At 64.7% G+C, this 25971-nt stretch carries 23 protein-coding genes; 4 read left to right on the forward strand and 19 right to left on the reverse strand.

All coding sequences use genetic code 11. From position 1 onward, the window contains the following. Positions 1 to 472: 472 nt before the first annotated feature. On the reverse strand, positions 473 to 3088 hold the full coding sequence (locus tag ACLMAJ_RS13575; RefSeq protein WP_412013989.1) for a LuxR C-terminal-related transcriptional regulator: 2616 nt from the start codon (positions 3086 to 3088) through the stop codon (positions 473 to 475). A gap of 350 nt (positions 3089 to 3438) precedes the next feature. Further along, positions 3439 to 3774, reverse strand: coding sequence for a hypothetical protein (locus ACLMAJ_RS13580; protein WP_412013990.1), 336 nt, complete (start codon positions 3772 to 3774; stop codon positions 3439 to 3441). Positions 3775 to 3976: 202 nt separating this feature from the next. Between ACLMAJ_RS13580 and ACLMAJ_RS13585 the strand changes: the two genes are divergently transcribed. After that, positions 3977 to 4630 carry a TetR/AcrR family transcriptional regulator gene (locus tag ACLMAJ_RS13585; RefSeq protein ID WP_412013991.1) on the forward strand — a complete coding sequence of 218 codons (654 nt, stop codon included), beginning with the start codon at positions 3977 to 3979 and terminating at the stop codon, positions 4628 to 4630. 24 nt (positions 4631 to 4654) lie between these two features. Here ACLMAJ_RS13585 and ACLMAJ_RS13590 read toward each other — a convergent pair whose 3' ends face one another. The 5 genes from ACLMAJ_RS13590 to ACLMAJ_RS13610 all read right to left on the reverse strand — a co-directional run bounded on the left by ACLMAJ_RS13590 (position 4655) and on the right by ACLMAJ_RS13610 (position 12780). Next, the gene (locus ACLMAJ_RS13590; protein ID WP_412013992.1) at positions 4655 to 9112 is read right to left on the reverse strand and encodes an aminotransferase class I/II-fold pyridoxal phosphate-dependent enzyme; all 4458 of its coding nucleotides are present in this window, start codon (positions 9110 to 9112) and stop codon (positions 4655 to 4657) included. After that, entirely contained in the window at positions 9109 to 9375 is a 267-nt protein-coding gene (locus tag ACLMAJ_RS13595; protein WP_412013993.1) for an acyl carrier protein, read from the reverse strand. The genes ACLMAJ_RS13590 and ACLMAJ_RS13595 overlap by 4 nt, the downstream gene beginning before the upstream one ends. 28 nt (positions 9376 to 9403) lie before the next feature. After that, entirely contained in the window at positions 9404 to 11065 is a 1662-nt protein-coding gene (locus ACLMAJ_RS13600) for a fatty acyl-AMP ligase (RefSeq protein WP_412013994.1), read from the reverse strand. 420 nt (positions 11066 to 11485) lie between these two features. Further along, positions 11486 to 11929 (reverse strand): hypothetical protein, encoded by a 444-nt coding sequence (locus ACLMAJ_RS13605; RefSeq protein WP_412013995.1) that lies wholly within the window; start codon positions 11927 to 11929, stop codon positions 11486 to 11488. A gap of 266 nt (positions 11930 to 12195) precedes the next feature. Beyond that, entirely contained in the window at positions 12196 to 12780 is a 585-nt protein-coding gene (locus ACLMAJ_RS13610; RefSeq protein ID WP_412013996.1) for a TetR/AcrR family transcriptional regulator, read from the reverse strand. Positions 12781 to 12881: 101 nt separating this feature from the next. Here ACLMAJ_RS13610 and ACLMAJ_RS13615 point away from each other — a divergent pair, with 101 nt between their 5' ends. Then, entirely contained in the window at positions 12882 to 14024 is a 1143-nt protein-coding gene (locus ACLMAJ_RS13615) for an acyl-CoA dehydrogenase family protein (protein WP_412013997.1), read from the forward strand. Positions 14025 to 14082: 58 nt separating this feature from the next. On the opposite strand, the gene ACLMAJ_RS13620 is transcribed toward ACLMAJ_RS13615, so the two are convergent. Together ACLMAJ_RS13620 and ACLMAJ_RS13625 are read right to left on the reverse strand one after the other, a co-directional pair. Then, positions 14083 to 14754 (reverse strand): hypothetical protein, encoded by a 672-nt coding sequence (locus ACLMAJ_RS13620; protein WP_412013998.1) that lies wholly within the window; start codon positions 14752 to 14754, stop codon positions 14083 to 14085. 100 nt (positions 14755 to 14854) lie between these two features. Next, positions 14855 to 15778 carry a DMT family transporter gene (locus ACLMAJ_RS13625; RefSeq protein WP_412013999.1) on the reverse strand — a complete coding sequence of 308 codons (924 nt, stop codon included), beginning with the start codon at positions 15776 to 15778 and terminating at the stop codon, positions 14855 to 14857. 252 nt (positions 15779 to 16030) lie between these two features. On the opposite strand from ACLMAJ_RS13625, the gene ACLMAJ_RS13630 reads away from it, so the two are divergent. Beyond that, the gene (locus ACLMAJ_RS13630; protein WP_412014000.1) at positions 16031 to 16153 is read left to right on the forward strand and encodes a hypothetical protein; all 123 of its coding nucleotides are present in this window, start codon (positions 16031 to 16033) and stop codon (positions 16151 to 16153) included. Between the two features lie 43 nt (positions 16154 to 16196). Here ACLMAJ_RS13630 and ACLMAJ_RS13635 read toward each other — a convergent pair whose 3' ends face one another. Both ACLMAJ_RS13635 and ACLMAJ_RS13640 read right to left on the reverse strand, forming a co-directional pair. Beyond that, complete coding sequence (locus ACLMAJ_RS13635) at positions 16197 to 16865, reverse strand: DedA family protein (protein WP_412014001.1); 669 nt, start codon at positions 16863 to 16865, stop codon at positions 16197 to 16199. Then, entirely contained in the window at positions 16792 to 18141 is a 1350-nt protein-coding gene (locus tag ACLMAJ_RS13640) for a lipase family protein (RefSeq protein WP_412014002.1), read from the reverse strand. The genes ACLMAJ_RS13635 and ACLMAJ_RS13640 overlap by 74 nt, the downstream gene beginning before the upstream one ends. A gap of 713 nt (positions 18142 to 18854) precedes the next feature. Between ACLMAJ_RS13640 and ACLMAJ_RS13645 the strand changes: the two genes are divergently transcribed. After that, positions 18855 to 19442 (forward strand): sigma-70 family RNA polymerase sigma factor, encoded by a 588-nt coding sequence (locus ACLMAJ_RS13645; RefSeq protein WP_412014003.1) that lies wholly within the window; start codon positions 18855 to 18857, stop codon positions 19440 to 19442. Positions 19443 to 19668: 226 nt separating this feature from the next. Here the strand turns inward: ACLMAJ_RS13645 and aztD are convergent, their stop codons facing one another. The 8 genes from aztD to ACLMAJ_RS13685 form a co-directional block, all read right to left on the reverse strand. Then, positions 19669 to 20847, reverse strand: a complete 1179-nt coding sequence (gene aztD, locus ACLMAJ_RS13650; RefSeq protein ID WP_412014004.1) for a zinc metallochaperone AztD — start codon at positions 20845 to 20847, stop codon at positions 19669 to 19671. Positions 20848 to 20997: 150 nt separating this feature from the next. Beyond that, positions 20998 to 21234, reverse strand: coding sequence for a hypothetical protein (locus tag ACLMAJ_RS13655; RefSeq protein ID WP_412014005.1), 237 nt, complete (start codon positions 21232 to 21234; stop codon positions 20998 to 21000). A 326-nt stretch (positions 21235 to 21560) separates the two neighbouring features. After that, on the reverse strand, positions 21561 to 22265 hold the full coding sequence (locus ACLMAJ_RS13660; protein WP_412014006.1) for a flavodoxin family protein: 705 nt from the start codon (positions 22263 to 22265) through the stop codon (positions 21561 to 21563). 29 nt (positions 22266 to 22294) lie between these two features. Next, positions 22295 to 22711 carry a hypothetical protein gene (locus ACLMAJ_RS13665; RefSeq protein ID WP_412014007.1) on the reverse strand — a complete coding sequence of 139 codons (417 nt, stop codon included), beginning with the start codon at positions 22709 to 22711 and terminating at the stop codon, positions 22295 to 22297. After that, complete coding sequence (locus tag ACLMAJ_RS13670; RefSeq protein ID WP_412014008.1) at positions 22708 to 23859, reverse strand: molybdopterin-dependent oxidoreductase; 1152 nt, start codon at positions 23857 to 23859, stop codon at positions 22708 to 22710. Before ACLMAJ_RS13670 ends, ACLMAJ_RS13665 begins: the two co-directional genes overlap by 4 nt. Continuing rightward, positions 23856 to 24524: a methyltransferase domain-containing protein gene (locus ACLMAJ_RS13675; protein WP_412014009.1), complete on the reverse strand. Its 669-nt coding sequence runs from the start codon at positions 24522 to 24524 to the stop codon at positions 23856 to 23858. Before ACLMAJ_RS13675 ends, ACLMAJ_RS13670 begins: the two co-directional genes overlap by 4 nt. After that, positions 24521 to 25234, reverse strand: a complete 714-nt coding sequence (locus ACLMAJ_RS13680; RefSeq protein ID WP_412014010.1) for a TIGR04282 family arsenosugar biosynthesis glycosyltransferase — start codon at positions 25232 to 25234, stop codon at positions 24521 to 24523. Before ACLMAJ_RS13680 ends, ACLMAJ_RS13675 begins: the two co-directional genes overlap by 4 nt. Further along, positions 25231 to 25902 carry a glycosyltransferase family 2 protein gene (locus ACLMAJ_RS13685; protein ID WP_412014011.1) on the reverse strand — a complete coding sequence of 224 codons (672 nt, stop codon included), beginning with the start codon at positions 25900 to 25902 and terminating at the stop codon, positions 25231 to 25233. The genes ACLMAJ_RS13680 and ACLMAJ_RS13685 overlap by 4 nt, the downstream gene beginning before the upstream one ends. Positions 25903 to 25971 lie beyond the last annotated feature (69 nt).

A 25971-nucleotide genomic window follows, 5' to 3' on the forward strand; every position in this document is an offset into this window, starting at 1 on the left:
GTTCCTGCTTCCCTCGATCCGACAATGACGGGCTCTGCGCCGAGGCCCGGATAATCCACTCGCGCAGATCATTTCACGTCCGGCCGAGCGGGCCTCATCCTCGTGGAGAAGTACGCCGGTACGCGCGTATCCGCTGCACCAGAACAGACAGATCGGACACAGATACCCGGAATCGAGGGGTGCGAAACAAGTTGGTGAGTCGGCACCGCGCGAGCGGTGCGAGCTCCTCGGCCGGGGTTCGACGGTGTCGCGAATCCGGCCCTCGGTGTGGCAGAGGTGGCGAAGACCCGCAGGCGCGCAACGCCTTCCGGAACGAGGCGGCGGATTGCCGTCGCTGTCCTTACTTGTGAAGATGCTGCGTGAGGTCAATGGCCCACAAGCAACATGGCGGCTCGATCGCCACCGGATTCGAATGATGCTGGTACGCAACCTATCCGAATCGCAGCCTCAGATGTCGGTCACTTTCCCCGGCTCACCCTCGCCGTGGCCGGGGCGGGCGTGCACCGCTGCGGTGTAGCCGACGCGCCGACTGTTTCCGAACCTGGTCGATCAAATCGCCGGGAACAAACCGGATTATGTCGTCCCGGGAGGAGATCATCAGTTTTTGGAAGATCGCGGTCATCTGCGCGTCGACAGTCCTGAACGACGTTCCCCGATGTGTCGCGATAGCGGTATTCGTCCAGCCTGCCGCGGCGAACGTGGCAACCTCCTGTTCCGACCGCGTCAGTTCGTCCCATTCCGACAAGGTGTCGGTCGCGTCGGCATCTTCTGTCGAAACATCGTTCATGGGTAGCGTTCCCAACGCCAACCGCTCGACCTCGTTCAGTTCGGAACGCAGGCGCGAGCCCTCCTCCTCGGCGGCGGCGAACGCCTCGGGTCCGAGCAGGCTCCTGGCCACGTCGATGGCTATGTCGGTTTCGTCGGCGAAGGGCTTCAGCGCTCCGATGTCGGTTCCCAGGTCCGCCCGCAGCGTCCTGGCGCCTCCCAGGAGCCGAGCGGTTTCGGTCGCCAACGCGGCGAGCTCATCTCCATCGGCGCTGCCCGCGGCGATCGACTCGGTGATGATCCTGGCCAATGCCCAGCACCGAACATGCACCGCCGAGGCCGCGCCCCACGGGTCGCGAATGGATAGCAGGTTTGCCAGCGCTTGACGCCCAGCTGTCAACGCCGCGTTGGAATCACCGTGTTTGGTCAGTGCGAGCGCCCACATCAGCTCCGCCCAGGATTTCAGCCACTGCGCCCCGGACGCGGTGAAATTCTCGACATTGTGTTGTGCGATCTCCAATGCCTGTTCCGGGGTTCCCAAGAAGCTGGCAGCCATGGACTCGATGATCCCGCAATTTGCCTCGCCGCCGCGATCACCGACGGTGCGGGACTTCTCGCGTGCGCGCGCCAGCACCGAAATAGCTGCCGGGTCGCGATGCACCAGCATCAGCTCCTGGCCCCACAGGAAGTCGACCGCAGCGGAAAGGCCGAGGTCGATCTCGGGGGTCTGTCGCCAGTTCTGCCGGATTGCCGAATCGGCGGCATAGGTGGCCACGCACTCGTCGAGCATCCGTTCGGCGTTCGCATTATGCCCCTGCCACAGGGACACCCCGCCGATCAAAGACCTTGCTACTACTTGCAGATCGGTGGGTTGCGGTGTGAGTGTGTGGCTCGCCTCTAGCGTGCGTTCCGCCCACTGCCGGGTTTCCCGCAACGAGCCGTTGAAGAACGGCACTCGCAGCGCGATGAGCCCGACCGAGATCTCCAAACCCGTTGCCGACTCGTCGGGCGCGGTGAGACTGCCCTCGATGGCCACCAGTATGTTGTCCCACGACGCGCGCACCCACTTCAGCAGGTCCAGCTCCGCCGGGCCGAACCACTCGACATAGGCCTGTAGGACTTTGTTGCGGTAGTACTGACGATGCCGCGTCGCGACCCGCTCCGGTTCGCCCGTCCCGCCGGTCGAATATTCTTGCAGCCGTTGATGAGCGAACACCCGAATCGTCTCCAGCAGGGAGTATCGGACGCTGGTCCCGCTGCGGTGTAGCGACGCGAGCGACTGGTCGACAAGGCGCTCGAGCAGTCCCTCGATCTCCTCCTTCACCACACTCACGGTGCCGTCTCGGGTGCCCTCTCCGTCGTCCTCGTCCGCGCAGACCGCCTCGATGGCTTCGAGGTCGGCCCCCACATCGAGCTCGAGATTGTCGCCCTGCTCGTGGTCGGTGTCGTGCCCTGCCGCGAACACCGACATTCGTGCCAGGAGCAAGCGTTCCATGTCCGTGCACAAATCATATGACCAGGCGATAACGTCGGGTACCCGCTGATGCCGAGCATCCGTCCCGACCTGCCAAGCAGGCGACCACCGCATCCGTTTGTCGTTCGCGCCACCGCTCAACTCCTCGAGGATTGTCGCCAGTGGCTGACGGCGCAGCCGCGCGGCGGCAAGCCGGATGTAGAGCGGGTGGTTGTCCATGTGCTGGCAGATCAGCTCGGCTGTCGCGACCGCATCTGCGTCGGTGACAGCGTGACCGGTGAGTTCCGCGCGCTGTCGGAACAATGCCAGGGCCTGCGGTCGTGACAATGGCGGAACCACAACCAGGTGCTCGTCGACCCACCCCACCGGCTCGCGGCTGGTTGCCACGATGACAAGGCCCGGCGCCGCCTCCAGCAGCGCCGCGATGATCGAACCCGCTTCAGCGAGCACATGCTCACAGTTGTCCAACACCACGAGGGTCTGCGGGATCCGCCCCATCGAGGTCGTGTTGGTGAGCTTGTCGACAAGCGCGCTCCACGCCGACCGTCCCGAGAAGTCGGCATCGAGCACCGCGTGCGCGACCTCTTCTTCCACCGCGGTGAAGTCGGATCCCTTGGCCAGTCTTGCCAGTCGAACCCAGTGCACCGGTATCCGCGTCGACTTGCGGAACCGGCCGATCGCTTCCGCCGCCAGCCGAGTCTTCCCGATACCGCCCATACCGGTCAGGGTGATCAACCGGGCCGAACTCAACAGCAGCGTCCTGATCCGATCCAGCTCCGGACCCCGGCCGACAAAATCACTCGCGGTTGCTGGAAAATCACCGGGATCTTGTCGGTGCTCACGCGACATATGAGGTCAAGCTCCTTACTTACCACACGATTTCGCCGTCGACAACCATCGCGTTGAGCAGGCGTCCCGTCCTGAAGGCGCACTCGCCGAACAGCGCTCTTGCTGTCGAGTAGTCAGACCCTACCCGAGTTGCCGGTCCAAATCGTCGATGCTGTCGGATCTCTACGTAGGTAGTTCGGAACACTTGAACCGGTCGCCTACCTATGCGTGCCCCAGCTACGTAGTCGACCGGACTTCATCGCGACCCCGGCGACGGCCGACAATGGTGTCGACCTGGGCGAATCGCTCGGACATCGCCGAACAGGAATCAAATGGTCGCCCGACAAACCAATGCCCTCGAAGCACTTCGACTACTCGGCCTGCATCCACATCGAAGAGAGCGCAGTTCGAACGTAGGTGTTGGTGGGGTTCACGGTGATCACGTCGCACGCCCGCAGCACCTCATCGGGTCGTTGGTGGTCCATATGTGCGAGATTCGGTGTAATCACCGCTTCCGCGTCCACCTCCCGGATAATGTCGCACAATGTCTCGGCAAGATTAGGAGTAGCGCAGTCCACCAAAACGATGTCGGCGAGTACATACCCGAAACGCTTTGCCAGTTTGCGAATCTGGGCGGTATCCCAAGCCTGCGAGATGCCCGACACATCCTGTCGGATGTATCCGATCGCGGTTGGTGTCGGTCTCATCGACATGTCCCGTTCTGTCGCGTACCCGTGGAAGTGTTCGGTGCCATGCAAGCCCGTGGCAGCAAATACAACGCAACCGTAGCAATTCTGTCCGGCGAATACAACACTTCCGTTTCATCTTGCGGTCGAATCTTCTTGCGGTCGAACAAATTCCACATCAGAATCGGATCTGTCACTATGAACCGGTGGAGGTGAAGCGGTAGTGGGGACATCGCACACACCGCCGAACCAGCCGAAACGGCGCTACGCCCCCCGCCTGCCACCTGAACAGCGACGAGCGCAGGTGCTCGATGCCGCCTTCGCGGTGCTACATCGCCTGGAGTTGCCGGAGCTGAGCATGGAAGCGGTAGCTCAGGAAGCCGGCGTCGGGAAGCCAGTTCTCTATACCGTCTTCAAGACGCGTGCCGAGTTGGTGGCCGCACTCTTGGAACGGGAACGCGAACGCGGACTGGACCAGGTTGTCGCGGCATTTCCGACCGATTTGATCGGATCCGATCCCGTTGTCGCGGCGTCGGCGACGGTGGAAGCATTCGTTGGCATGGCCCTGGAGAACCCGACCAGATGGCGGCTGATTCTCGCCACCCCAGGAGGAGCTCCCAGTGAATACCGCGAGGCGCTGCGGAATTCGCGTTCCATCATCCTCGATCACGCCGAGATGCTGGTGCGCATGGGCTTGGCGCTGGAACCCCGCTGGGCCGATGTGGATTCCTCGCTGCTCGCCAATTCGCTGCTGACCGTCGCCGAAATGCTCGGCAGGCTGGCGGTCAGCGACCCGGGTCACTATCCCCGGGAACGACTGCAGGGATTCCCACGAACCCTCGTTCGGTTGGTGATGGGTGTGCCTCCCGGCGAATAATTAACGAGAGACGAAGTCGCGTCGTCAGTGCTCGGCGAGCAGCCCGAATTCGCGGGTCAGGACCTTGACCGCGTCGCGAATCTGGTCCTCGGTGTGGCAGGCGGTGACGAAGAAGCGAAGGCGGGCGAGGTCTTCCGGGACCGCGGGGTAAATGATCGGATTGACGTTGATGCCGCACGTCAGCAGGGCGTTGGACAGTTTCAGTGTCTTCAGCGAGTCGCCGACGATGCACGGGATGACCGGGGTGTCGTGGCTGTCGCCGGTGTTGATTCCGGCGTCGCGGGCGAGCCGCAGCAACAGCCGCGAGTTACGCCGCAGGCGGTCGAGCGGCTCTGGGTCGGTACGCAATTGGCGCATCGCGGCCAATGAGGCGGCCGCGTTCATCGGTGTCATGCCGACGCTATAGACGAAGCCGGGGGTCGTGTACTTCAGGAAGCGGATCAGCTCCGCGCTGCCCGCGACATAGCCACCGCATCCGGCCAGCGCCTTCGACATTGTGCCGGACCACAATTCGACATCGCGACGATCGACGCCGAAGTATTCGCCGATGCCGCCACCGGTCGCACCGAGCACCCCGACGCTGTGCGCCTCATCGATCATCAAGATTGCCTTGTGCTTCTTCTTGACCTCGATAATCGCGGGCAGGTCCGGGATATCGCCGTCCTGGCTGTAAACACCCTCGATCAGAATGAGGACGCGGCGGAATTGGTGCCGAATGTCGGTCAGCAGCCGGTCCAGTGCGGCATGGTCGTTGTGCGGGAACGGCCTACGGGTGGCGCCCGACAGCGTGCAACCCTGCAAAATGCTGTCGTGTGCCAGGCTGTCGTGGATCACGAGATCCTCCGGTCCGACGATATGGCCGATGATCGTGACGTTCGTGGAGTGGCCGCCGACGAGCGCGATCGCGTCCTCGGTGCCGAGCAGGGCAGCGAGTTCGGCCTCCAGCTCACGGTGCACCGGCTTCTCGCCCGATAGCACACGACTGGCCGAGACCGAACTGCCGTAACGGGCGACAGCGTCCTGAACGGCCGCGACGACCGCCGGGTGGCCGGACATGCCCAGGTAGTTGTAGCTGGAGAAGTTGACCACCTGCGCACCGCCGATGATCGAGGTGTCCCTGGTGACTCCGTCGTTGATCAGGAAGTACGGGTTGGACAGGCCGAGCGCTTCGGCCCCGGCGAGCCGATCGGCGATCGCTCGTACCTCGGCGAAATCGGAGATTCGGTATTCCGGTGCGACGGTGGGTGATTGGGTCTCGGGTGCCACGACGGGGGTGTGACCGGCACCATCGACAGCGCGCGCGGCGGCAGCGCGAGCAGCTACGCCGTGACCGAAAGTGGTTGTGCCGGAATCGGAGCCGGGAGCACGAGATCCGACGCCGGTCGCGTCGGTGGTCGTGGCGGCGGCGTCGAACTGACCCGTGACGTAGGCGATGACGTCACCCAGCGTCGTTGCCGCTGTGAACCAGGTCGGGTCGATGGCCAGTCCGGGAAGCTTGCGGACGAGTCCGGCGAACAGGTCGGTCAGCATGAGCGAATCGAATCCGAGACCATCGCTGAGGGTTTGGGAATCACGGAGCCGATCGGCGGGAAATCCGCTCACCCTGGCCAGTTCGGCGCGCACGATCCCGGCGACCGCTTCGGGAGCCGAGGTAGTCCGCGCGACGTCGGGTTGTACGGCAACGGCCTGTGGCGCGCGAACCTCGGCGGGTGCCGTGGCCAGGCTCGCCAGTACGGCATTCTGCTCACGGAAAAGTGCGATCAGTTGGTCCATCATGGTTCCCTCGGTGTGTGCGGAAGCCGTTGCGGAAGCGGGTATTTCAGTGCGAAGCTCGGAAGTCGGCATGGGATTCGCCGGTTCGACACGGTGTGCGGAGCTGAGAGCGGGCGGTTCGACCCAGAACCGATGCTCGGTCGAAAACTCGTACATCGGAAGGCGATGGCGGATGCGCTGTGCCGGTTCGTAGAGTTCGTCCCAGACCGGGTCGACGCCGTCGCGATACAGCGTGGCGAGGACCTCGGCGAGTTCGTTGCCGGTCGCGCCGGGACCCGGACTCGGAGCCAGACAGCGCGCGGCCAGGTCGGGCCGGATCCGACCGACAAGTGCGAGCAGGACACGGCGCGGACCGATCTCGACGACGTGCGTGGGGTCGGTGCCGAGTGCGGCCTCGAGCGCAGCGCCGAAAAGGACGGTGGCACGGACGTGTTCGGTCCAGTAGGCGGCATCCATCGCCTCCCCTGTCTCGAGGAGGCGACCGCGCACGGTCGAGTAGATCGGAAGGGCGGGCGCACGGTAGGTGCACGCGCGGGCGAGGGACTCGAACTCCGCCAGCATCGGCTCCATCAGCGGGCTGTGGAACGCATGGGACACGGTGAGCGCCTTGGCGATCACCGAACGCCTGCGCAGCTCTGCCCGGATTCGCGTGATCGCCTCGGCGTCGCCGGAGAGCACAAGATCCTTCGGGCCGTTGACCGCTGCGATCGTGACCAGTGGCTCGTCGGCGAGCAGGTCGACTACCTGCGCCGTCGCGGCTCGCACGGCGAGCATCGCGCCACCCTCGGGCAAACGCTGCATCAGTCGGCCTCGTGCGACAACCAGCTTGCACGCGTCGCCGAGGTCGAACACTCCCGCCACCGCGGCGGCCGCGAACTCGCCGATGCTGTGCCCGATCAGCCAGACGGGCCGGATGCCCGCGTCGGCAAGAGACTTGGCCAGTGCGTATTCCATCGCGAAGATCGCCGGTTGTGCGAGTTCGGTGCGATCGACCTCGGCGTGCTCGTCGAGCAGCAACTCCCGCACCGAACGGCCGAGGTGGGCCGTCATGGTGTCATCGACCATCGCGAGAGCACGCCGGAACAGCGGACTCGCCGCATCCAATACCCTTGCCATACCGGCGAATTGTGATCCCTGTCCGGTGAATATCCATCCGGCGTCGATCGGTTGCACGACACCGGATTCCGCACCGTCGCGCAGGCGTGCGATCGCATCGTCGCGATGGTTCGTAGCGATCGCGAGCCTGCTGCGGCCGGACGATTTGACCTGGTTACTCATCCAGCAGAGCTGCGCGAACCGATCCGCCGGCACCGACTCCAACAACTCCGCCAGCCGAAGCGCGTTGCGCCGCAGCCCTTCTTCATTGTTGGCCGACAGCGTGAGCACGCCCACACAGGCAGCGGAGTGCTCGGCGGCGTGCACGCCGCTTGCTGACGCCGAGTCCGTGGGGGCACTCGCCAGCACCATGTGTACGTTCGTGCCGCCGATGCCGAAGCTGCTGACACCGCCGTGTGCGGGCGCGTCGAGCTGCATCGGTTCGGCGAGCAGACGCAGGCCGTGCACATCCATCCGCAGGCGGGGGTTCTCCTGGTCGGCGAACCTCGACAACGGCACAACGCCGTGGTGCAGGCTCAGGGCAGCCTTGATGAGGCCCGCGACCCCCGCGGCGCCCTCGGTGTGGCCGAGATTGCCTTTGATGGAACCGATCCCGCAGGGCCGGACACGGTGTTTCGCATGCAGCTTGCCGAGCGCCTTGACCTCGATCATGTCGCCGAGCACCGTTCCGGTGCCGTGCGCCTCGATGAAGTCCACCTCGTCGGGTCCGACTCCGGCCCGCTGATATGCCTCGCCGATCACTTCCTGCTGCGCCCACCGATTCGGTGCCGTGATGCCATTGCTGCGCCCATCGGAGTTGACCGCGCTGCCTTTGATCACCGCATAGATCGGCAGACCTGCCGCTTGCGCATCGGCAAGGCGGCGCAACACGAGCACCGCGATACCCTCACCGCGGACGATCCCGTCGGCGTTGCCGCTGAACGGTTTACACCGGGCATCCGGTGCGGACAGTCCCGCTTGGGTATAGAACACACCGACGGCCGGTGTCAGCACGAGGTTCACACCACCGGCGACGGCCTGGTCGCAATCCCCGGAAGCCAGGGCGGCGCAGGCGAGATGGACCGCTACCAGCGAGGATGAGCAGGCCGTGTCGACCGCCATGCTCGGGCCCCTCAGATCGAACTGATAGGACAGCCGGTTTGCGGTCATGAAGTATCCGTTGCCCGATCCGTGCTGCGGCGTGATCGCGGCGTAGTCGCTCATTTGCAGGTTGGCCCATTCATTGGCCATCACGCCCACGTAAACCCCGGTCCGCGACCCGGATTGGGCGCGCGGGTCGAGCGTGGCATCCTCGAAGGCCCGCCAGGTGGCTTGCAGCAGCAGTCGCTGTTGTGGATCCATCGCCTCGGCCTCGCGCGGGGTGATGCCGAAGAATTCGTGATCGAAGGCGTCCGCGTCGTCGATGAATCCGCCGCTGCGGGTGTTGATCGTGCCGGGTGCGCCGGCCGGGTCGTGGAAGTCGTCGACGTTCCAGCGACTTGCCGGCACCTCCGAGATCACATCACGTCCATCGATCAGCAACTGCCACAACGCGGCCGGATCGGGGGCCTGCGGGAATCGGCAGTCCATACCGACGATGGCGATATCGGTCATGCCGCGAGGGCCGACTCGGCGGCGAGATACGCGGCGATATCGACGATGGTGGGGTAATCGAAGACCAGGGTCGGCTCCAGATCCAGCGACCACCGGTCCTCGATTTCGCCGCACAGGGTCACCGCCGATACGGAGTCGAGGCCGAGCTCAGCGAGTGGGATTGTCGGATCCACCTGATGCGACGCGCGCTCGGTGTAGTCGGCGATGCGCCCGATGAGCCAATCGCGGATTGTCGTCTGCGGGGTGGCGATGGTGCTGAACATATTCGTCTCCTCGGCTGATATCGGACGGTCAGACAGTCAGTGACCGGCTCAGTGCCGGTTCGAGATCTTCGTGCAGGACACTGCCGATGCGGTGCTCGAGAAACGCCGTGCGCATCGAGCTGCGCTGGACCTTGCCGCTGGTGGTGCGGTGCACCGATCGGCTTTCTACGAGAACGACATTCGGCGCGGGCACATCGAATCCGCGGGCAACCGCGATCTTGATGATCGAGGTGAGTTCGGCGAACGTGGTACCGCGCAGCAGTGCCGTCTTGACACCTTGCACCAAGACCAGTCGTTCCCGTCCGCCCGCGTCGACGGATACCGCGACCCCTGCGGTGAGCGCCGGGTGCAGCTCGCCGACCAGTTCCTCGATGTCCTGGGGATAGAGGTTGCGGGCGTTGATGATCAGCAGATCCTTGAGACGTCCGGTGACGAACAGCTCGCCGTCGCGCAGCAGACCGAGGTCACCGGTGCGCAGGAACGGCCCCTCGGTACCGATATGGGCGTCGAATGTCTCGCGGGTCTCCTCAGGACGGTTCCAGTACCCGGCGGCGACGCTCTCGCCGCGAATCCAGATCTCGCCGACGGCGCCTTCCGGTGTCTCTCGCCGGGTGTGCGGGTCGACGATGCGGATATCGAGACCGCGAGCTGCCTGCCCACAGCCGACGAGTCGGACATCGTGTTCGCGGTCGATGAGGACGGGTGCCGCGTCGATCGGGCCCGCGGTGGCGAGCAGCGTCACCTCGGCAAGGCCATAGGCAGGCAAAAACGCCCTCGGCCGCCACCCCGCTTGCGCGAACCGCTCGGCCACGGCCGCGATGGTTCGTTCGCGGACCGGCTCCGCACCACACAGCGCGACCTCGAGGGTGGACAGATCGAGGCCGGCCAGCTGCTCGTCGGTGATTCGTCGCGCGATGAGCTCGTAGGCGAAATTCGGTGCGGCGGTGAAGGTCGCACGGTACTTGTCGATGGTCTGCAACCAGCGGACCGGGCGCTTGAGGAAGGTCGTCGGCGACATGAACACCAAATTCCCTCCGCCGTAAATAGAGCCGAGCAGCGAGCCGATCAGGCCCATGTCATGGAATTGCGGGATCCAGCTGACGCCGGTCGCGCCGTCCTCGAAGCCGATCGCGGTGATCGCGGCCTCGTTGTGCATGAGATTGCCGTGCGTCACGACGACACCCTTCGGTGTGCCGGTCGAACCGGACGTGTACTGCAAGAATGCGATGGTCCCCGAGTCGATATCCGGCATCCGCCACGCGCCGGGGTCGCCGAGCACGCTGTCGGTCGACACCACGAGCGCGGTCGTGGCATCCGCGACAAGTGGCTGGACGTTGCTGGTCGTGAGCACCAACCGGGCACCGGAATCGGCGATCACGGCCGCTACCCGCTGCGTGCTGCGCTCATCGTGCGGCACCGGCGCGGGAACGGCAATGACGCCCGCGTACAGGCAGCCGAGGAAGGCTCGCAGAAACGCCATTCCATCGAGATAGAGCAGCACTACAGGCTCTGCCGATTCCGGACGGGCGGCCAGCCACGCGGCGACAGACCTGGCGTCGCGATCGAGTTCGCGGTAGGTGACGGTCTCCTCGGTGAGCTCGCGTCCGGCCTCGCGAAGATAGGTGTACGACCGGGTATCCCCGTATGCGGAAACTTGCTGCCTGACGTGATGAACGTAACTCGGCTGCATTTCGTATGTCCTTTGCGATGGAGATCGTTATAGGTGATGTCTATGACTCTGCGCTCTTCGCGCCCGCGAGGAAAGAGCCCTCAGGTATCACCCAGCTACCCCAGGGGTGGGCACAGTCCCACCCTGGGTGCGCTCGAGCCTGTGGATCGCACACGCGGCATGGCCGAATTGTTACCGGGACGGCCGTTCGCCGACCCTGTTCGCGGCGTCTATTCCCTGACCAGCTGTTCGCCCGTTCCAGACGCTGGATCTGCGGCATGCCGGATGACAAGAGTCAGGATGACGGCGACGGTGCCGACCGGGTTGCGGTCGCACATGTGGGCCGCCTCGTGTCCACAAAGAAATGGCCGCAAGCGGGGCATGGCTCGACCGAGGCCGAGCCCCCTTGTCTCACCAGACGCCCCGCAACCAGGCGTGGGGTCAGGGCACCAGCAGATACCACTCCGCGAACGGCCCCTGGATCGGCCAGGTGTCGGCCATGATCTTGGCCGGACCCATACCCACCCATAGGTCCATGGTGACAGTCCGGCCGGGCGTTGCACCGGTGTGTACATACACATCCTGGGCCCGCGCGCCCGCTGAGCCCACCCACCCCAGCATCACGTGATTGCCACACGGCCCGCGCTGATAACCCAGTGGTGTCACGTGCGCCAGCACGTGGCCTGGCATATGTGGCGCGGCCTCGACCACCACACCGATCGCCCCGGTACAGAAATTCGCGTCGCCGAAGGTGTAGAGCGTGGTGCCGAACGGCGCCCATTGCGGTAACGGATCCGCCTGCGCAGGCGTCGCCACCGTGCCGCACATCAACGCACCGATACCTACCGACGCTATGACCCCCGTTGCTGTTCGCCACATCGTCATCCGTCGATATCCTTCCCGCATAACGACACTCGCGGACGCATCACCGCTCGAGCCGTAGGACCCCCGATAACATCACAGCGGGAGCTGTTCCAGCAGTTAGCGTATCGAACAAGCGCTGACGCCGGGGATGTTCAGGCGTTATCGCACCGGTCGGAGTGTAGAGATCAACACGTCGAGATCTCTTGGCCGGTAACACTTCTGCTCCGACGACTCGGCCCCGGAATTTCCGGTGCCGAGCACCGATACCTCGAGCCTGCCGGATCAGATCAGGCGGCGATTCCGGCAGTGAGGATGGCGGCTAGTTCCCGGTACGCGTCGGTATCGGCGAGGCCGGTGCTGTCACGGACGCCGCGCTGCTGGATACGAACCATCATCGTGGCAGCGAGGTCTGCCGCGAAGGCCGCGTGCACATCGCGGAAATCGCCGTCGGCGACGCCCTGGGTGATCAACTCGTGGACTCGACGTGCCGCGATGCCGGTGTTCTGCTCGTACACCTCGCGGGCCGGGGAGAAAGCATCCAGGTCCGCCATGAACTGGTCGGATGCGGCGGCAAGCGCTACGCCGACGGCCGAAAGGTAGGCGGTGATGCGCGCACGGGAGCCCGAGACCGACTCTATGCGGGTCTCGACATCGTTGGTCGCCCTGCGAAAAAAGTGCACGGTCGCCGCGCGGACGAGCTGCTCCTTGCTGCCCGCCAAGGTGTAGAGGGTCGACTTCGAGCAACGCAGCCGAGACGCGATGTCGTCGAGGGTCAGCTGCGCGAAGCCCTCGGTCAGGAACAGATCGACCAGTGCGTCGAACAGTTCCGTGCGCCGCTGGGTCGCGAAACCTTGGCGGGTGAGCTGGTCCATTCCTGAATAGTACTGACGGGCGCCTTGCAGTACTGCCCACTCGACAGTACTGTGACAAGTAATTCAGTACTACCTTCCGGAGCTACCTCGAAGGAGAACCCGTGGCCGTCGATCGCCTGCTGCCCACCGAGGAAGCCCGCGACCTGATCCAGCTCACGCGCGAAGTCGCCGACAAGGCTCTCGGGCCGATCGTCGACAAGCACGAGAAGGCCGAGACCTATCCGGAGGGCGTCTTCGGCACATTGGGCGAGGCGGGACTGCTGAGCCTGCCGTACCCGGAGGAATGGGGTGGCGGCGGGCAGCCCTATGAGGTGTATCTACAGGTTCTGGAGGAAATCGCGGCACGCTGGGCGGCGGTGGCCGTGGCGGTCAGCGTCCATAGCCTCGCCTGTTATCCACTGTTCGCCTTCGGTACCGACGAGCAGAAACAGAACTGGCTTCCGGAGATGTTGGGCGGCAACACCATTGGTGCTTACAGCTTGTCCGAGGCGCAGGCGGGTTCCGATGCGGCGGCGCTCACCTGCAAGGCCACCCGCACCGACGGCGGTTACGTCATCAACGGCGCCAAGGCCTGGATCACGCACGGCGGCATCGCCGATTTCTACAACCTCTTCGCGCGAACGGGCGAGGGATCGCGCGGCATCTCCTGCTTCCTCGTACCCAAGGACACCACCGGGCTGAGCTTCGGCAAGCCCGAGGAAAAGATGGGCCTGACCGCGGTTCCCACCACCTCGGCGCACTACGACGACGCGTTCGTCGCTGCGGAGCGGTGCATCGGCGCCGAGGGCCAGGGTTTGCAAATCGCTTTCAGCGCACTCGATTCCGGCCGTCTCGGCATCGCTGCGGTCGCGGTGGGGCTGGCGCAGGCCGCGCTCGACGAAGCGGTCGCGTACGCACAGGAACGGTCCGCGTTCGGAAAGAAGATCATCGATCACCAAGGACTGGGATTCCTGCTCGCCGACATGGCGGCCGCGGTTGATTCGGCGCGCGCGACCTATCTCGACGCGGCCCGCCGCCGCGACGCCGGACTCCCCTACTCCCGCAACGCGGCTGTCGCCAAGCTGATCGCCACCGATGCGGCCATGAAGGTCACCACCGATGCCGTGCAGGTCTTCGGCGGGTACGGATATACCCGCGATTTCCGTGTCGAGCGGTACATGCGGGAAGCCAAGATCACGCAGATCTTCGAGGGCACCAACCAGATTCAGCGTTTGGTCATCAGCCGCTCGCTCGCCGCACGCTGATCGCCCGACAGCCGGATCGAGGACCTCGGCACCACACAGCCGCCGAGGCGTTCGGCACTCAGAGAATGCGGTAGCGGCTGGTCGGCACCACGTCGATGTTCTTGTTCGCACCGAACTCGGCGACACTGTCCATCAATCGACGGAACCTGCGGGTCAGCTCGGCGCTGTCGCCGCCGCTGCCGTAGAACGCGTGCGGATCGGTGAGCGCCTCGATCGGGAACAACTCCTCGATCACGGCGGCGACCTCGGGCGCACCGTCGGTCGCCGCGCCCAGCACCCGGTTCTGGACGTATCCGAACGTCGCCTGGGTGGCGATGGCGATCTCGGTGTGCTGGTTGCGCCAGTAATCCAGCCACTCGTCGTAGGGCTGCTCCTCGGGCCGCCGCAGGAAGGCGATGTTCGACAGACCCGGCGCACGCTCCCCGATCGGAACGACGGGTAGCTCGATCGGCGACACGGCCTCGACCCGCCACCCGACAACCCGATCCGCGACCGATCCGAGCGCTCCGATCACGCCGTCAACGCTCTGATCCGCACGCGTCCAGACGCTGACCACCGCCGCGACGGGCGAGTCGAACGCGGTGAGCCGCACCATGGCCTTCGCGACGACGGCATCGGAAATATTGACCTGGACCGCCTCGGCCCCCGCCGCACTCAGCCGCGCCGCCAGTTCGTCGGCCAGCAGATCACCGACACCCCACAGCGCGAAAACCAACTTCACCTGCGTCACGGCATCACCACTTTCTGGAACACGTTCTACCTACTTAGCGCAGCGTAACAGGCTGGGCCCGTCAAAAACCCGCAGTTGGACGAGCGCGGCCGAGGGCGCCCTAAACCGCGGTCACCACATCCTGCGCCGCGGCATCTTTCGGCCGTCGAGGTCGCGACCGGGTGATCGCCACACCGGACAGACACAGCAATCCGCCGATGATGGCAAGCAGTGCGGGGACCTCGTCGAGCGCGATCCACGCCATCAGCACGACCAGCGCCGGGACCGCGTAGGTTGTCACGCCCATCTTTCCCGCGGTCGTGCGGGCGAGGGCGTAGGCCCATGCGGTGAACGCCAAAGCCGTTGGAAACACACCCAGATACACCAGGCTCAACGTCGAGGAGACCGGCGCGTGCGCGGCCTCGCGGACCAGTTGGCTCGTGAACGGCAAACAGGCGATCGTTCCGATGACGCAGCCGCCGGTCGTCACCTGCAGTGCCGAGGCATGGGCGAGTGCGGGTTTCTGCGCAACCACCGATATCGCCCACGTGGCCGCAGCAACCAAACAGAGGACGACACCCAGAATTGCACTGCGGCCACCACCGGAGTTCGACAACCCGACCACGACCGCACCGATGAACGACACCGCGATCCCTACCATCAGCCGCGCGGGAAAACCCTCACCGAGCACCAACCCGCTCAACACCGCGATCAGCACAGGCCCGATAGAGATCACCATCGCCGCGGTGCCCGCATCGACGTACTGCTCACCCCAGTTCAGCGCGACCATATAGACCCCGAACCAGAGCACACCGGAAATCAGGATGCCGCGCCACGCCGCCCGAGCGGGCAAACCCTCCCCCGTGACAATCAGGATCGCCACCAGCGCGATAGCCCCTGTCGACAGTCGACCGAGCGCCAACGCACCCGGCGAGAAGTCCTCTCCCGCAGCACGAATGAACACGAAGGCCGAAGCCCACAGCACCACCGTGACGGCGGCCGCTGCGACCGCCTTCCGATCGCCGGACCCAACAGCTCGCACCATCACCCGAACGTAGATCACCGCCGTCGCGAAATCACGCGGTTTTCGGACACCGGCTGCATGTAGTGTTGAGGGACTCGGAGGCACTTCGTTCGCGGATAGCCGAAACCACGACGTCTCCGAGGAATATTCGGCCCGCCTCGCGGCCGAGGGTAGGACCGTCGACTATGACGCCGCACCGCTTTCGGTTGGTCTGCGCGACCCACCTCGTCCGGGTGTGTGATGCGCCGAACAGATGAAAAAGACTATCTAGAGTTGATGCGAGATCTGGCGGCCCTGCGCAGATCACGCAGCACCGGCGTTGTTCAGCACGGGCTGGAGCGCGACATCGCCGAACACGAAGAGGAAGTCCGCAGGCGCGACCACCACAACAGGTGATCGCCCGGCGAAGTTGGTGTAAGTCCGCTCGCCACACAGCAGGTCAGGTTTCGCCGAAGCGCGCGGGTCGGCCCTGACGCCTTCGAGCCCTGTCATAGATGCTGCCCCTGTGCGGATTTCTGGTCCGCGTGGAGGGCGCTTGAAGTCTGCGGCCCACTTCTCCGAGGACAATCACCAGCGTCACGAGGACGACCACGAACGCGAGACTCGCGAGCGGGGAGTCCTGGAAGGTGTTGCCGCCGAAATAGCCGAGCAGCGCGCCCGATACGCCCCAGAGCAACGCGCCGAGGGTGTCGAATGCGAGGAAGATTCGCGGTGGGACGGCGACCGCGCCTGCCGCCAGCGTCATGATCGACCGCAGGCCGGGCAGGAAGCGGCCGATCACGATGAAGACCGGTCCACGGCGTTCCAGCACACCGGTGACCCAGCCGAATGCCCTGTGCCGCTTCGTTCCTGCGGGGAATCTACGCAGCATCGGTCGGCCCGCGTGCCTGCCGATTCGATAGCTTGCCTGGTCACCGGCGGCACCATCCGTTCGAGGGTCGCGCGGGCCCGCGAAAGCCTGATCACCCTGTTGCGAGCCGCGGACACACTCGCACCCCGCGCTGCCGGATAACGGGCAAGCGAGCCGCGGCTCGCTAGCTACCGGGAAGCGCGGGACTGCCCGGGATCTGGAAATCGGCCTTGAATCGCGGGCCCGGCGGCAGGCCACGCAGAATCGCGCTGGTCCATGCCACCGCGGGCGGCCACCCTACGACCGCGTTGGTGATGTGCTCGGGCAGCGGCATCGTGTAGAACCGCAGATCAGCACCGCGATTCCAGTATTCGTCGACCACGGGCAGCACCACCGACGGCGGAATCAGCTCGTCCCACATCCCGTGCCACCAGAAGATCGGACTGTCCGGAATATGCTGGCCGAGGCTCTGCTCCCGCAGCACCTGCATGACCTCGGGAATGGCTTCCAGGGTTTTGCCCTGCTGGTAGTAGTCGCTGATCGGCCGGTACATTCCGGTCAGAGCGATGGTGTAGACACAGCGGCTCTGCACGTCTCGCAGAATGCTTTGCCCCTCCTCGGTCAGCAGCTTCGTCGCATCGAACGCTTCGGGAAACTCGCGGGAAAGACCAGCGAAGCCGAGCCACATGGTGAAGTTGCTGATCCCGGTGAGCCCTGGTTGCTGCATGGTCGCGTAGCGCGCCTGCAACTGAAGGTCACCCGGCGTGCCGCCGACAGCGGTGCCCAGCAGTCGCACATCCGGCGCGTAGGTTTCGCGCAGCTCGGCCGCACGCATCGAACCGGAGCCACCGCCGGAGTAGCCGTACAGCGCGATTCCGGAATTCGTAAGCCCCAGTGCCGCATCGCTTTTTATGGCCCGAAGACTGTCGAGCACCATCTTGCCCTCGTCGAAGGTATTGAAGGTGTTGAATTTGCCGTCGAAATCCGGCACGTTGATCGCGAAGCCCTGCAACAACCAGTACTGCACAAGCAGGCTTTCTTTCATGATGCCCGTTTGCAGCGTGTACGACGGATTACACGCCGAGTCGGTCGAGTCGATCGCCTCTTGAAACGAAACAACGGGGCGGGGGCTGCCGGTCCACGGAATACCCGGCGTGATCACCAAGGTGGCGGTCACGATGGGGTTGTCGTGCACGTCGTTGCTGCGAAAGAGCAGCTGCTCGGTGTCGACGGGAAAGGGGATACCGAGTACCCGCGTCTGCACGGTGCGGGTACGAATGACTTGCCCCGGCTCGAAGGACGTCAAATCCGTCGGATCGTTGTACCAGGGATCCTCGTCGGGTACCGGAATCGGCAGCATGTCGTAGAGCGGCGGTTCGGCAGGCAACTGCGGCAACTGATTTTGATCCGGCGGAAAGGTGGGAAACGGATCGCCCGCGGCGACGCCCGCGGATACCGAAAGACCGCTGACCGAAAGGCACAGCGCCGTCAACGGCACCGCGACCCACTTGAACCTACGGGAAATCCCGAACATACAGCCCTCACCTCGATGTGCGTGATCCAGCGATCACCAGACTGTTGACAAGTAGACAGCTCGAGCGGGCTACGACGCTATCCACATTCCAACAGACTTCCGCTCCGACCTGTTGTGCACGTCGCCAACGGCATGAGAGCCGCACATCATGTGCCGCCGTGGCACTCTTTCCCCGGCCCTGCGGATCGAGGCCCTCGGGTTGCTCGACTGGGAGGGCCGGGCTCGGACCAGCCGGCGGCCACCGCGATCGGCGGCGAACGGCCCGACGTCGCCATACTCGATCTCGGCGGCTTCTCGACGCCCCGAACAGCATCTCGTCGTCGCTTTCGCTGCTCGACAACGGACAATACTCACGAATAATGAACGACCGTGGCGGCGCATCGAATTACAAGTCTGTATGTTCACACCTTTCGTACTTTCAGTTCGCAATGCCCGCAGATAGCCCCCAATCGTGATCGAATACGCCATACTGAGCTACATCAGCTGAGTAATGTGCTAATCCTCGGTTACTGAGACCCATTCGAGCGATGACCCGCTGATGTGTGATCGCTCGTGCGATCCGCTGGATTCGGGCGCGCGCTTTCCGTTCGCGTCATGTCGGGCTGAATTGCGGACGGCCCTCGAGCGCTTTGCGTCGGCGCGTAGTAGCAGGCTGCGCAACTGCCGCCGCACGCACCAGCTGAATCCGCACCGTCCGGAGTGAGGAGACAGCGATGGTCATCACGACACCGCCGTACAATGGCTCCCAGAATTATTCTCGACACTACCTAGGTGAGTTACTCGACGCGATCGCCGCGGGAGATCGGGCGGCTTTCACGGAGTTCTATCACGCGACCAGCCAACGGGTATTCGGGCTCGCGGTCCACATCGTGCACAGTCGGACCTTTGCCGAGGAGATCACCCAGGAGGTCTATCTACAGGCATGGGTCACCGCCGATCGCTACGACGGCACCCGGTCCGCCCCGCTGACCTGGCTGATGATGATCACCCATCGACGCGCGGTAGACGTGGTGCGGGCCGAACAAGCCATCACAGAGCGGGAGATCATCTATGGCAGCACCCAGCTCAGACCAGGACACGACGACGTCGCCGAACAGGTCGGCCAGCACTTCGATGCCGAATCCCTTCGAACCCACCTGGCGAGATTGAACGCGCGCGAACGCGAGTCGATCACCATGGCGTACTACGGTGATCGCACCTATCGCGAGGTCGCCGAGCTCCTCGGCATCCCGTTGCCGACGGTGAAGAGCCGCATCCGCTGCGGACTCAAACAACTGGAGGTCTCGCTGAGCAGCATTTGAGTCTCCCCCGAGAACTCGCACAGTTCGAGACCTTCCCGACCGACGTGCGGGCCGCGACGAACGCGCAGCTCACGGCACCGCAGGCCCTGCGATCGAGCGATGACCGCACAGCATCGCGCACGGTCGCGGCGATCAGTCCGGGTGCCCTGCGAGCCGATCGGCAGACCGGCCGCGCGCACGATAACGGCGGCGGCGCGGCTACGCAGCCCCGACAGGGTCGCTCACGTCAGTGCCCGGCGACGCCGCTGAGTTCGTTCGGGGCCGCGGCCAATGTGGTGGTTGCCGCGACCGCGCCTGTGGCGAGGTCGATTCGGTGCACCTGATTGGTGGCCGGATCGGAGACATAGGCCATGGCGCCACGGGTGAACAGCGCGGGGCGCGGCTGCTGCCATTTCAGGGGTTCCTGCCACGGGTCGATGACCGGGATGGTGCGGATGAAGGTGCCCGTTACCGCGTCGATTACGTGGATGTGGCCGTCGGTGCCGAGGACCAGCGCCTCCCCCTGCGGACCACGGGCCAGCGATCGAAAGGTGTAGCTGGTACCGAGATCTACGAGGCGGAGGGTGCCGTTGGAGGTGTCGATCAGCGAGATCTGTTGCGGGCGTTCGAGTTCTGCGTCTTTGTCTTGCTTGTAGTCGCCGAGCACGATCGATGAGGTCGGGCTGCCTGCCGTATTGCCGATACGGCCATAGGAGGTCGGGCTGGTGACCTTGGTGATGACACCGTTGCGGTAGACGAGAACTCCGGTCTGGCAGCCGATCACGATGGCTTCGTCCTTGACGGCGGCTTCTCCGTGCGCGCCGGGGCAATCCTCGTTGCGGGTGATCTCCACACGGTTCTTGTCCAGCACTGCGATGCCGACGCGCTTGTCCTCGGTGCCGAGAGTGACGACGAGTTCGCCGTTCGCCAGTTCGACAGCAACACCGTGATGCGGTGCGGCAGCGCGGTAGACCTCGGTCTCCGGTTTGCCGTCGCCGAGCTTGTCGGGGTCGAAGGAGGTGACTTCGCCGGTACCGTCATCGAACAGCACCGTGCGGCCCGCGTGCCGCACGACGTGACCTGGTTCGACAGCAGGGAATTCGGCGCCGGTGAACTCCGCGTCCGCCGCGTCGAAAACCCGAAAGCCGTTCTCGGTCGACACCATGAGGTGACGATCGTCCCCTGCCGGGTTCAATCGATTGAAGCCGTCGAGTTCAACCTCGCCGGTCTGTATGAGCGTCGTCGGATCCAAGACATAGATGCCGCCGTCATAGGTGACCGCGATCGGGCTACCGCCCGGTGCCTGTGCGGACTCGGAATCGTCTGTGCCGCAACCACTCAGGGCCACGGCCGATGCGATGAGTCCGGGCACCAACAGCGCCCGCTGTACAGAAGCCACCGCGAACGGGGCGAGCCGCCAATCCATGGCGGTCACTCTATAATGAAAATGATTATCATTACAATCCAGGTGACCGAGCCCACAGTGCCGCACCGCGCGCGAGGTCCCGTCGAGTCGCGTCGACGACCAGACGGCGCGGGCGAATCCCGCTGGCGCACATGGACGTCAGGCGAACAACTAGCTGGTGAATTTAAAGCTCCGATAGCCCCGGCTGAGATATCTACTGCTATTCGGGTACAGATAGTCGGAGTCCCCTCGGCCATCGAGGTCGGAGTAGAGCGTGACGGTGGCACTCGTCTGGTTGTCCACTAATCCATTACCGACGATCAGGTTGTAGTTCTGATACTCAGCCGGGTTTTCGATCCGTTCAGAGTATCCGGAAGCGTTTTGATAATTGAAGGTCCCTACAGCCATGACCTTCCTCCATTCTTGCCGAGACTGAAAGCCAGCCCTATTGCTTGCAACGTGGGCGGAGCCTACGCCCGATATACGCGCATTGCGCGTATCCGCAACCTTCGCATCAGGCGGAGTGACCCAGTAATCAAGATCATTTATCGACGCCCTCCCCTTTTGCGCAGCACAGTGAAAGCAATGGGACCCAACCAATTTCGCAGCGCCGAATTACGAGGCACGAACTCACGCAAGCGTTCGACTACCGAGCCGGTCCCTGCCCGATGCCGTAAAACTGACTATTCCCAACCTCGAGAAGCGTTCGACCAGGCATTTCAGCTGCTTCGGGCTCAGCGGTAGTCAGGGTTCTCGAAGTCGAACCGACACCCGGCGTCCCACTCGGAGCGCTGATTGCCGTGCGCGGGAATACCGTTGTTGTCCTTGAGCATCCGGGCAAGGTGCATCAGATTCCAGGTCATGAAGGTGGTATTGCGATTGGTAAAGTCGTTGTCGGGTCCGCCGGAGCCGGGGTCCAGATAGGACGGGCCCGGTCCGGCCTCGCCGATCCAGCCCGCGTCGGCTTGCGGCGGAATGGTGTAGCCCAAATGTTGGAGGCTGTAGAGGATATTCATGGCGCAGTGTTTGACACCGTCCTCGTTACCGGTGATCAAACACCCGCCGACCCTGCCGTAGTAGGCGTACTGGCCGCGCTCGTTGAGGACCGAGGAGTTGCCGTAAAGCCGTTCGATGACCTGTTTGGTGACGGAACTATTGTCCCCCAACCAGATCGGCCCGGCCAAAACCAGGATGTCGGCGTCCATGACCTGCCGCTGCAACGCGGGCCACGCGTCGGCGGCCCAGCCGTGTTCGGTCATATCCGGCCACACCCCGGTCGCGATGTCGTGGTCGATGGCGCGGATGTGGGAGACCGAGACATTGTTCTTCTCCATGATTCGGGCGCTCACATCGATGAGGCCCGCGGTGTTACTCGGCTCGGGGGAGCGCTTCAGTGTGCAGTTGATGAACAGCGCCCGAAGGTCGTCGAATTGTGTCATGAGAGTGAACTCCTCACAGATCTAGTAGGTCATCGCGAAAACCCTCGTTCCATACGGCGGCGGGTAACGATGGCGAGGACAACGAGTGCCCACACCACGACCAGGGCGAGCGCGAGCCCGGTCACATAGTCGCGATCGAGAACTGAGGGGTTGTCCGGCATCGCCCCACCGCGATCGAGGACCGGCGCGGCGATCAACGCCAGCGCTACAGTGCCGGCCGCCCCGCAGGCGGCAGGCGCCCACCAGGTGGGCGGCAGCAGGTGGCGTGCGCCGATACCGACGGCGGCGCACAATGGTGCGAATACCGCGTCGTGCAACAGGATTCCACCGCCGAACCACAGCGCGATCGACATGAGGTCGGAGGTGTCGAAGTCGAGCATCAGTGTGATCCCGTACCACCCCGACGTCAGGCCGATCAGCAGCAATAGGACACGTACCGCGGTCATGTCACTACCTCGATCGTCGAGAGCCATTTCGTCTGGAGCACGCCGGGACGGTTCGGTGCGATCAGACGACACGGATAGCCGTGATCGAGGTCGAGTGTTTCACCGTTCACCGACAGCGCGATGAGGGTTCTGTCGTCCACCACATGTCGTTGCGGGAGAACAGAATTGCGGTAGATGCCGCCGCCCTCGAGCGACTCGAACCGGACATCTCCGCCCGAATAGGATTCGACGACCGCGAGCAGATCACGAAGACGCACGCCGGACCAGTCCGCCGAAGCGCTCCACCCTTCGACACAGGCGATCGGAAGCCGAGCACGGGCCTGCGGCAAGGCAAGCAGCTCGTCCCTGCTGAATTGTCGCCGCCGCTCCCCCACCGCCACAGTCAGTAGGTAGCCGGGATCGCGTGCGCGGTCACCGACCCCCGCCGCCGCAGCCGATCGGTTGACCGGAACCCCTTGTGGCCCATGCCCACTGCGCGGAGCGAGCACAGCCGCCCACCGCAGGAACGGCACGGTTTGCCCGGCAACAGCGAGAGCGGCCGCGGCTGCCGAGACGCCTGCCGCGGTAAGTATTGCGCGGCGTGAAACATGCCGGGTTGCCATGATATCCGCGTCGGCCAACCCTGCGTTGGAATTCACGGGGCGGCCGAGCGCCTCGCGTATCACCGGTAGCTTGACGGCCAGGTGCACCGCGAGTGCCCCGAGTGCGGCGTAGGCCATCGCGTAATGGGCGGTGGGAAAGAAGAACTTCCACGGGTAGTACTGCGCGATGTTCAGCAGCCCGGTCGACAACTCGAAGATTGTCGACCCGACCAGGACCGCGATCGACCCGCGTTCCAGCGCGCGCATCGGCGACCCTAGCAACGGCCGCTCGAACAGCCTCGGATACACCGCCCACAGCTTCACCAGCAGCAGCGGGATCGCGGTCACGCCGGAGATGACATGCGTGCCCTGGGTGACCCGATACAACCAGACCGGGTTGGCGGGCCACCAGAACCAGCTCGGTGGATGTTGAATCCCATGGCTGATCAGCCCGGTCACGAAGCAGATGAGCAACGCGGTACCGAGCGCGATACCGACGCGGCTCGCCACCTCGGGACCGCGCGCGGTGTGCACCGAGTCCGTTTCGGCATTGGCCTGTTCGCTCATTGCGGCCGATCCCCATAGTCACCGCGATGCAGCCAGGCAATATGTCGCCCCGAAACGTCGGCCGTTGTGAGCACCCGCAGCCCCGCGGCCGCCGCCACCTGGCCCGCATGGTCGATACCGACGCGCGTCCATGGGAACCACTCCCCGACCTTTGTAGCGGTTTCCAGCCGGATCGTCCGGTTCACCACACCCGTTCCCGGCCTTGCGAACTCGACGACGGCAACGCCGTCGCGGGCGAGGAGTTCCGCTGCGCGGGACAAAATCCGCACCGGGTCGCCGCCGATGCCGATATTGCCGTCGGCCAGGATCGCATACGACCACCGACCTGCGCCTGGCAGTGGCCCGAACAGGTCACGCCGCAGCGCGGGAGCGCCGCGAAATCGGGTGACGGAGACCGCCATCGGCGAAATATCGACGCCGAGCGCGGCGATGCCGCGCTGCAAGAGAGCGGCGACCAGTCTGCCGGGTCCGCAACCGAGGTCCACGGTCGGTCCGTCACAACAGCAGGTCAACGCGATATCGGCGCGACGGTCTCCGGCATCCGCGGTGGAAAGCCCCAGCCACTGTCGGGCATGCAGCCGATGCCTTCCGCCATCGGTGGCGCGCACCCAGCATTCTTCACCCGCCAATGCCCGATCGAAAACCTCGGACTCCATCGTGCTCATTGCCGCACCAGCCGTCGATCACGCAGCTCGGCCATGACTTCCGCGAAGCGGCCGCGGCAATGGGCCGCCACCCGCAGCGCGTCTTCGATGGTGTCGACGTCGCCGAATACCGGTAGCAATCGGACCCGATTACCACACTGTCGCAATGCTTCCCGTGTCAGCAGACCGGTTCGGTCGGTCGACATCGGCACCTCGGCCAGCACCCGTGCCGCCTGCGGCTCCGGCAGCCCGAGCGCCCACCAGCCGCCGTCCTCGGCGGGGCCGAGCAGCGCTTCCGCACCCGCCGCCAGCCGCCGGGCCGCCGTGGTCAGCACCGCCGGTCCGATCTGCGGGGTATCCATCCCGATCTGCAACACCGGCAACCCGAGGCGCGCGGCGTCGGCGTGCGCGTTGGCCAACCGTGCACCGAACCCGGTCCCCCGCTGCGGCATGACATCGAATTCGCCTAGCGCCCTGGCCAATTCGTGCCGAGACTCCGCATCGGCAAGTTCTCCGGTGAGCGCGACGACCCGATGGATCACATTGCAACGCAGCACCGATTCGAGCGTGTCGAGCAGCGCGGCCGCCGCGACTCGGGCCGCCTCCCTCGGCGTCAGCGGCGGTGTCAACCGAGTCTTCACAAAACCCGCGACCGGGGCCTTCGCCATCACGAGCAGGGTCACGGCCTGGGTCGTCATGCCGCATTGTGTTATCTCTGCACCGTCGGTCATCGCAGCACCGTCAAGAAGTCGCGCGTGGCGATCAACGATCCGCGCCACGAACCGGACACCTTGGAGACCCCGCCGGTGCGCGGCCCGTAGGTGATGTCGCGTTCGACGACCCGCCAGCCCGCACCGGCCGCACCCACGAGCAACTCCAACGGGTACCCGAAGCGGTTGTGCAGCGGCCCGAGCGACAGCATCGCGGCGCGACGGGAAACCCGCATCGCCGCGATATCGTGCACAGGCAGACCATATTTGCGGCGCAGTCGACGGGCGATCAGCCGGTTGCCGAGGCGGGCGTGCCACGGCCAGATACCGGATTGCGACGGAACGCGGCGGCCGACCGCAAGATCAGCACCGGCCCGCACCAGTTCGACAAGGCCCGGCAATTCGGCGGGGTCCATCGAGCCGTCACCATCGAGCACAGCGACCAGCTCGGTGCTCGCGGCGGCGATCCCCGCTTGGACCGCGGCGCCATAGCCTGGTCTTTTCTCCGACACCACGCGCGCACCGCGAGCCAGCGCGACCGCTGCGGTCGCATCCGTCGAGCCGTTGTCGACTACCAGCGCGTGGTAGCCGGGCGGGATAGCGGCCAGCACTCCAGGCAACGCATCAGCTTCGTCCCGGCACGGGATCACCACAGTCACGCTACCTGGATCAGCCAGAGCTTCTGTCATGCTTTCGACGCTAAACCGCGGCGACCTTCCGGCGACCGAAAAACCTGTGACAAAACAGTGACGGTCCCC

The sequence above is a fragment of the Nocardia arseniciresistens genome (assembly GCF_046764875.1).
In the GTDB taxonomy this organism is placed as follows: domain Bacteria; phylum Actinomycetota; class Actinomycetes; order Mycobacteriales; family Mycobacteriaceae; genus Nocardia; species Nocardia arseniciresistens.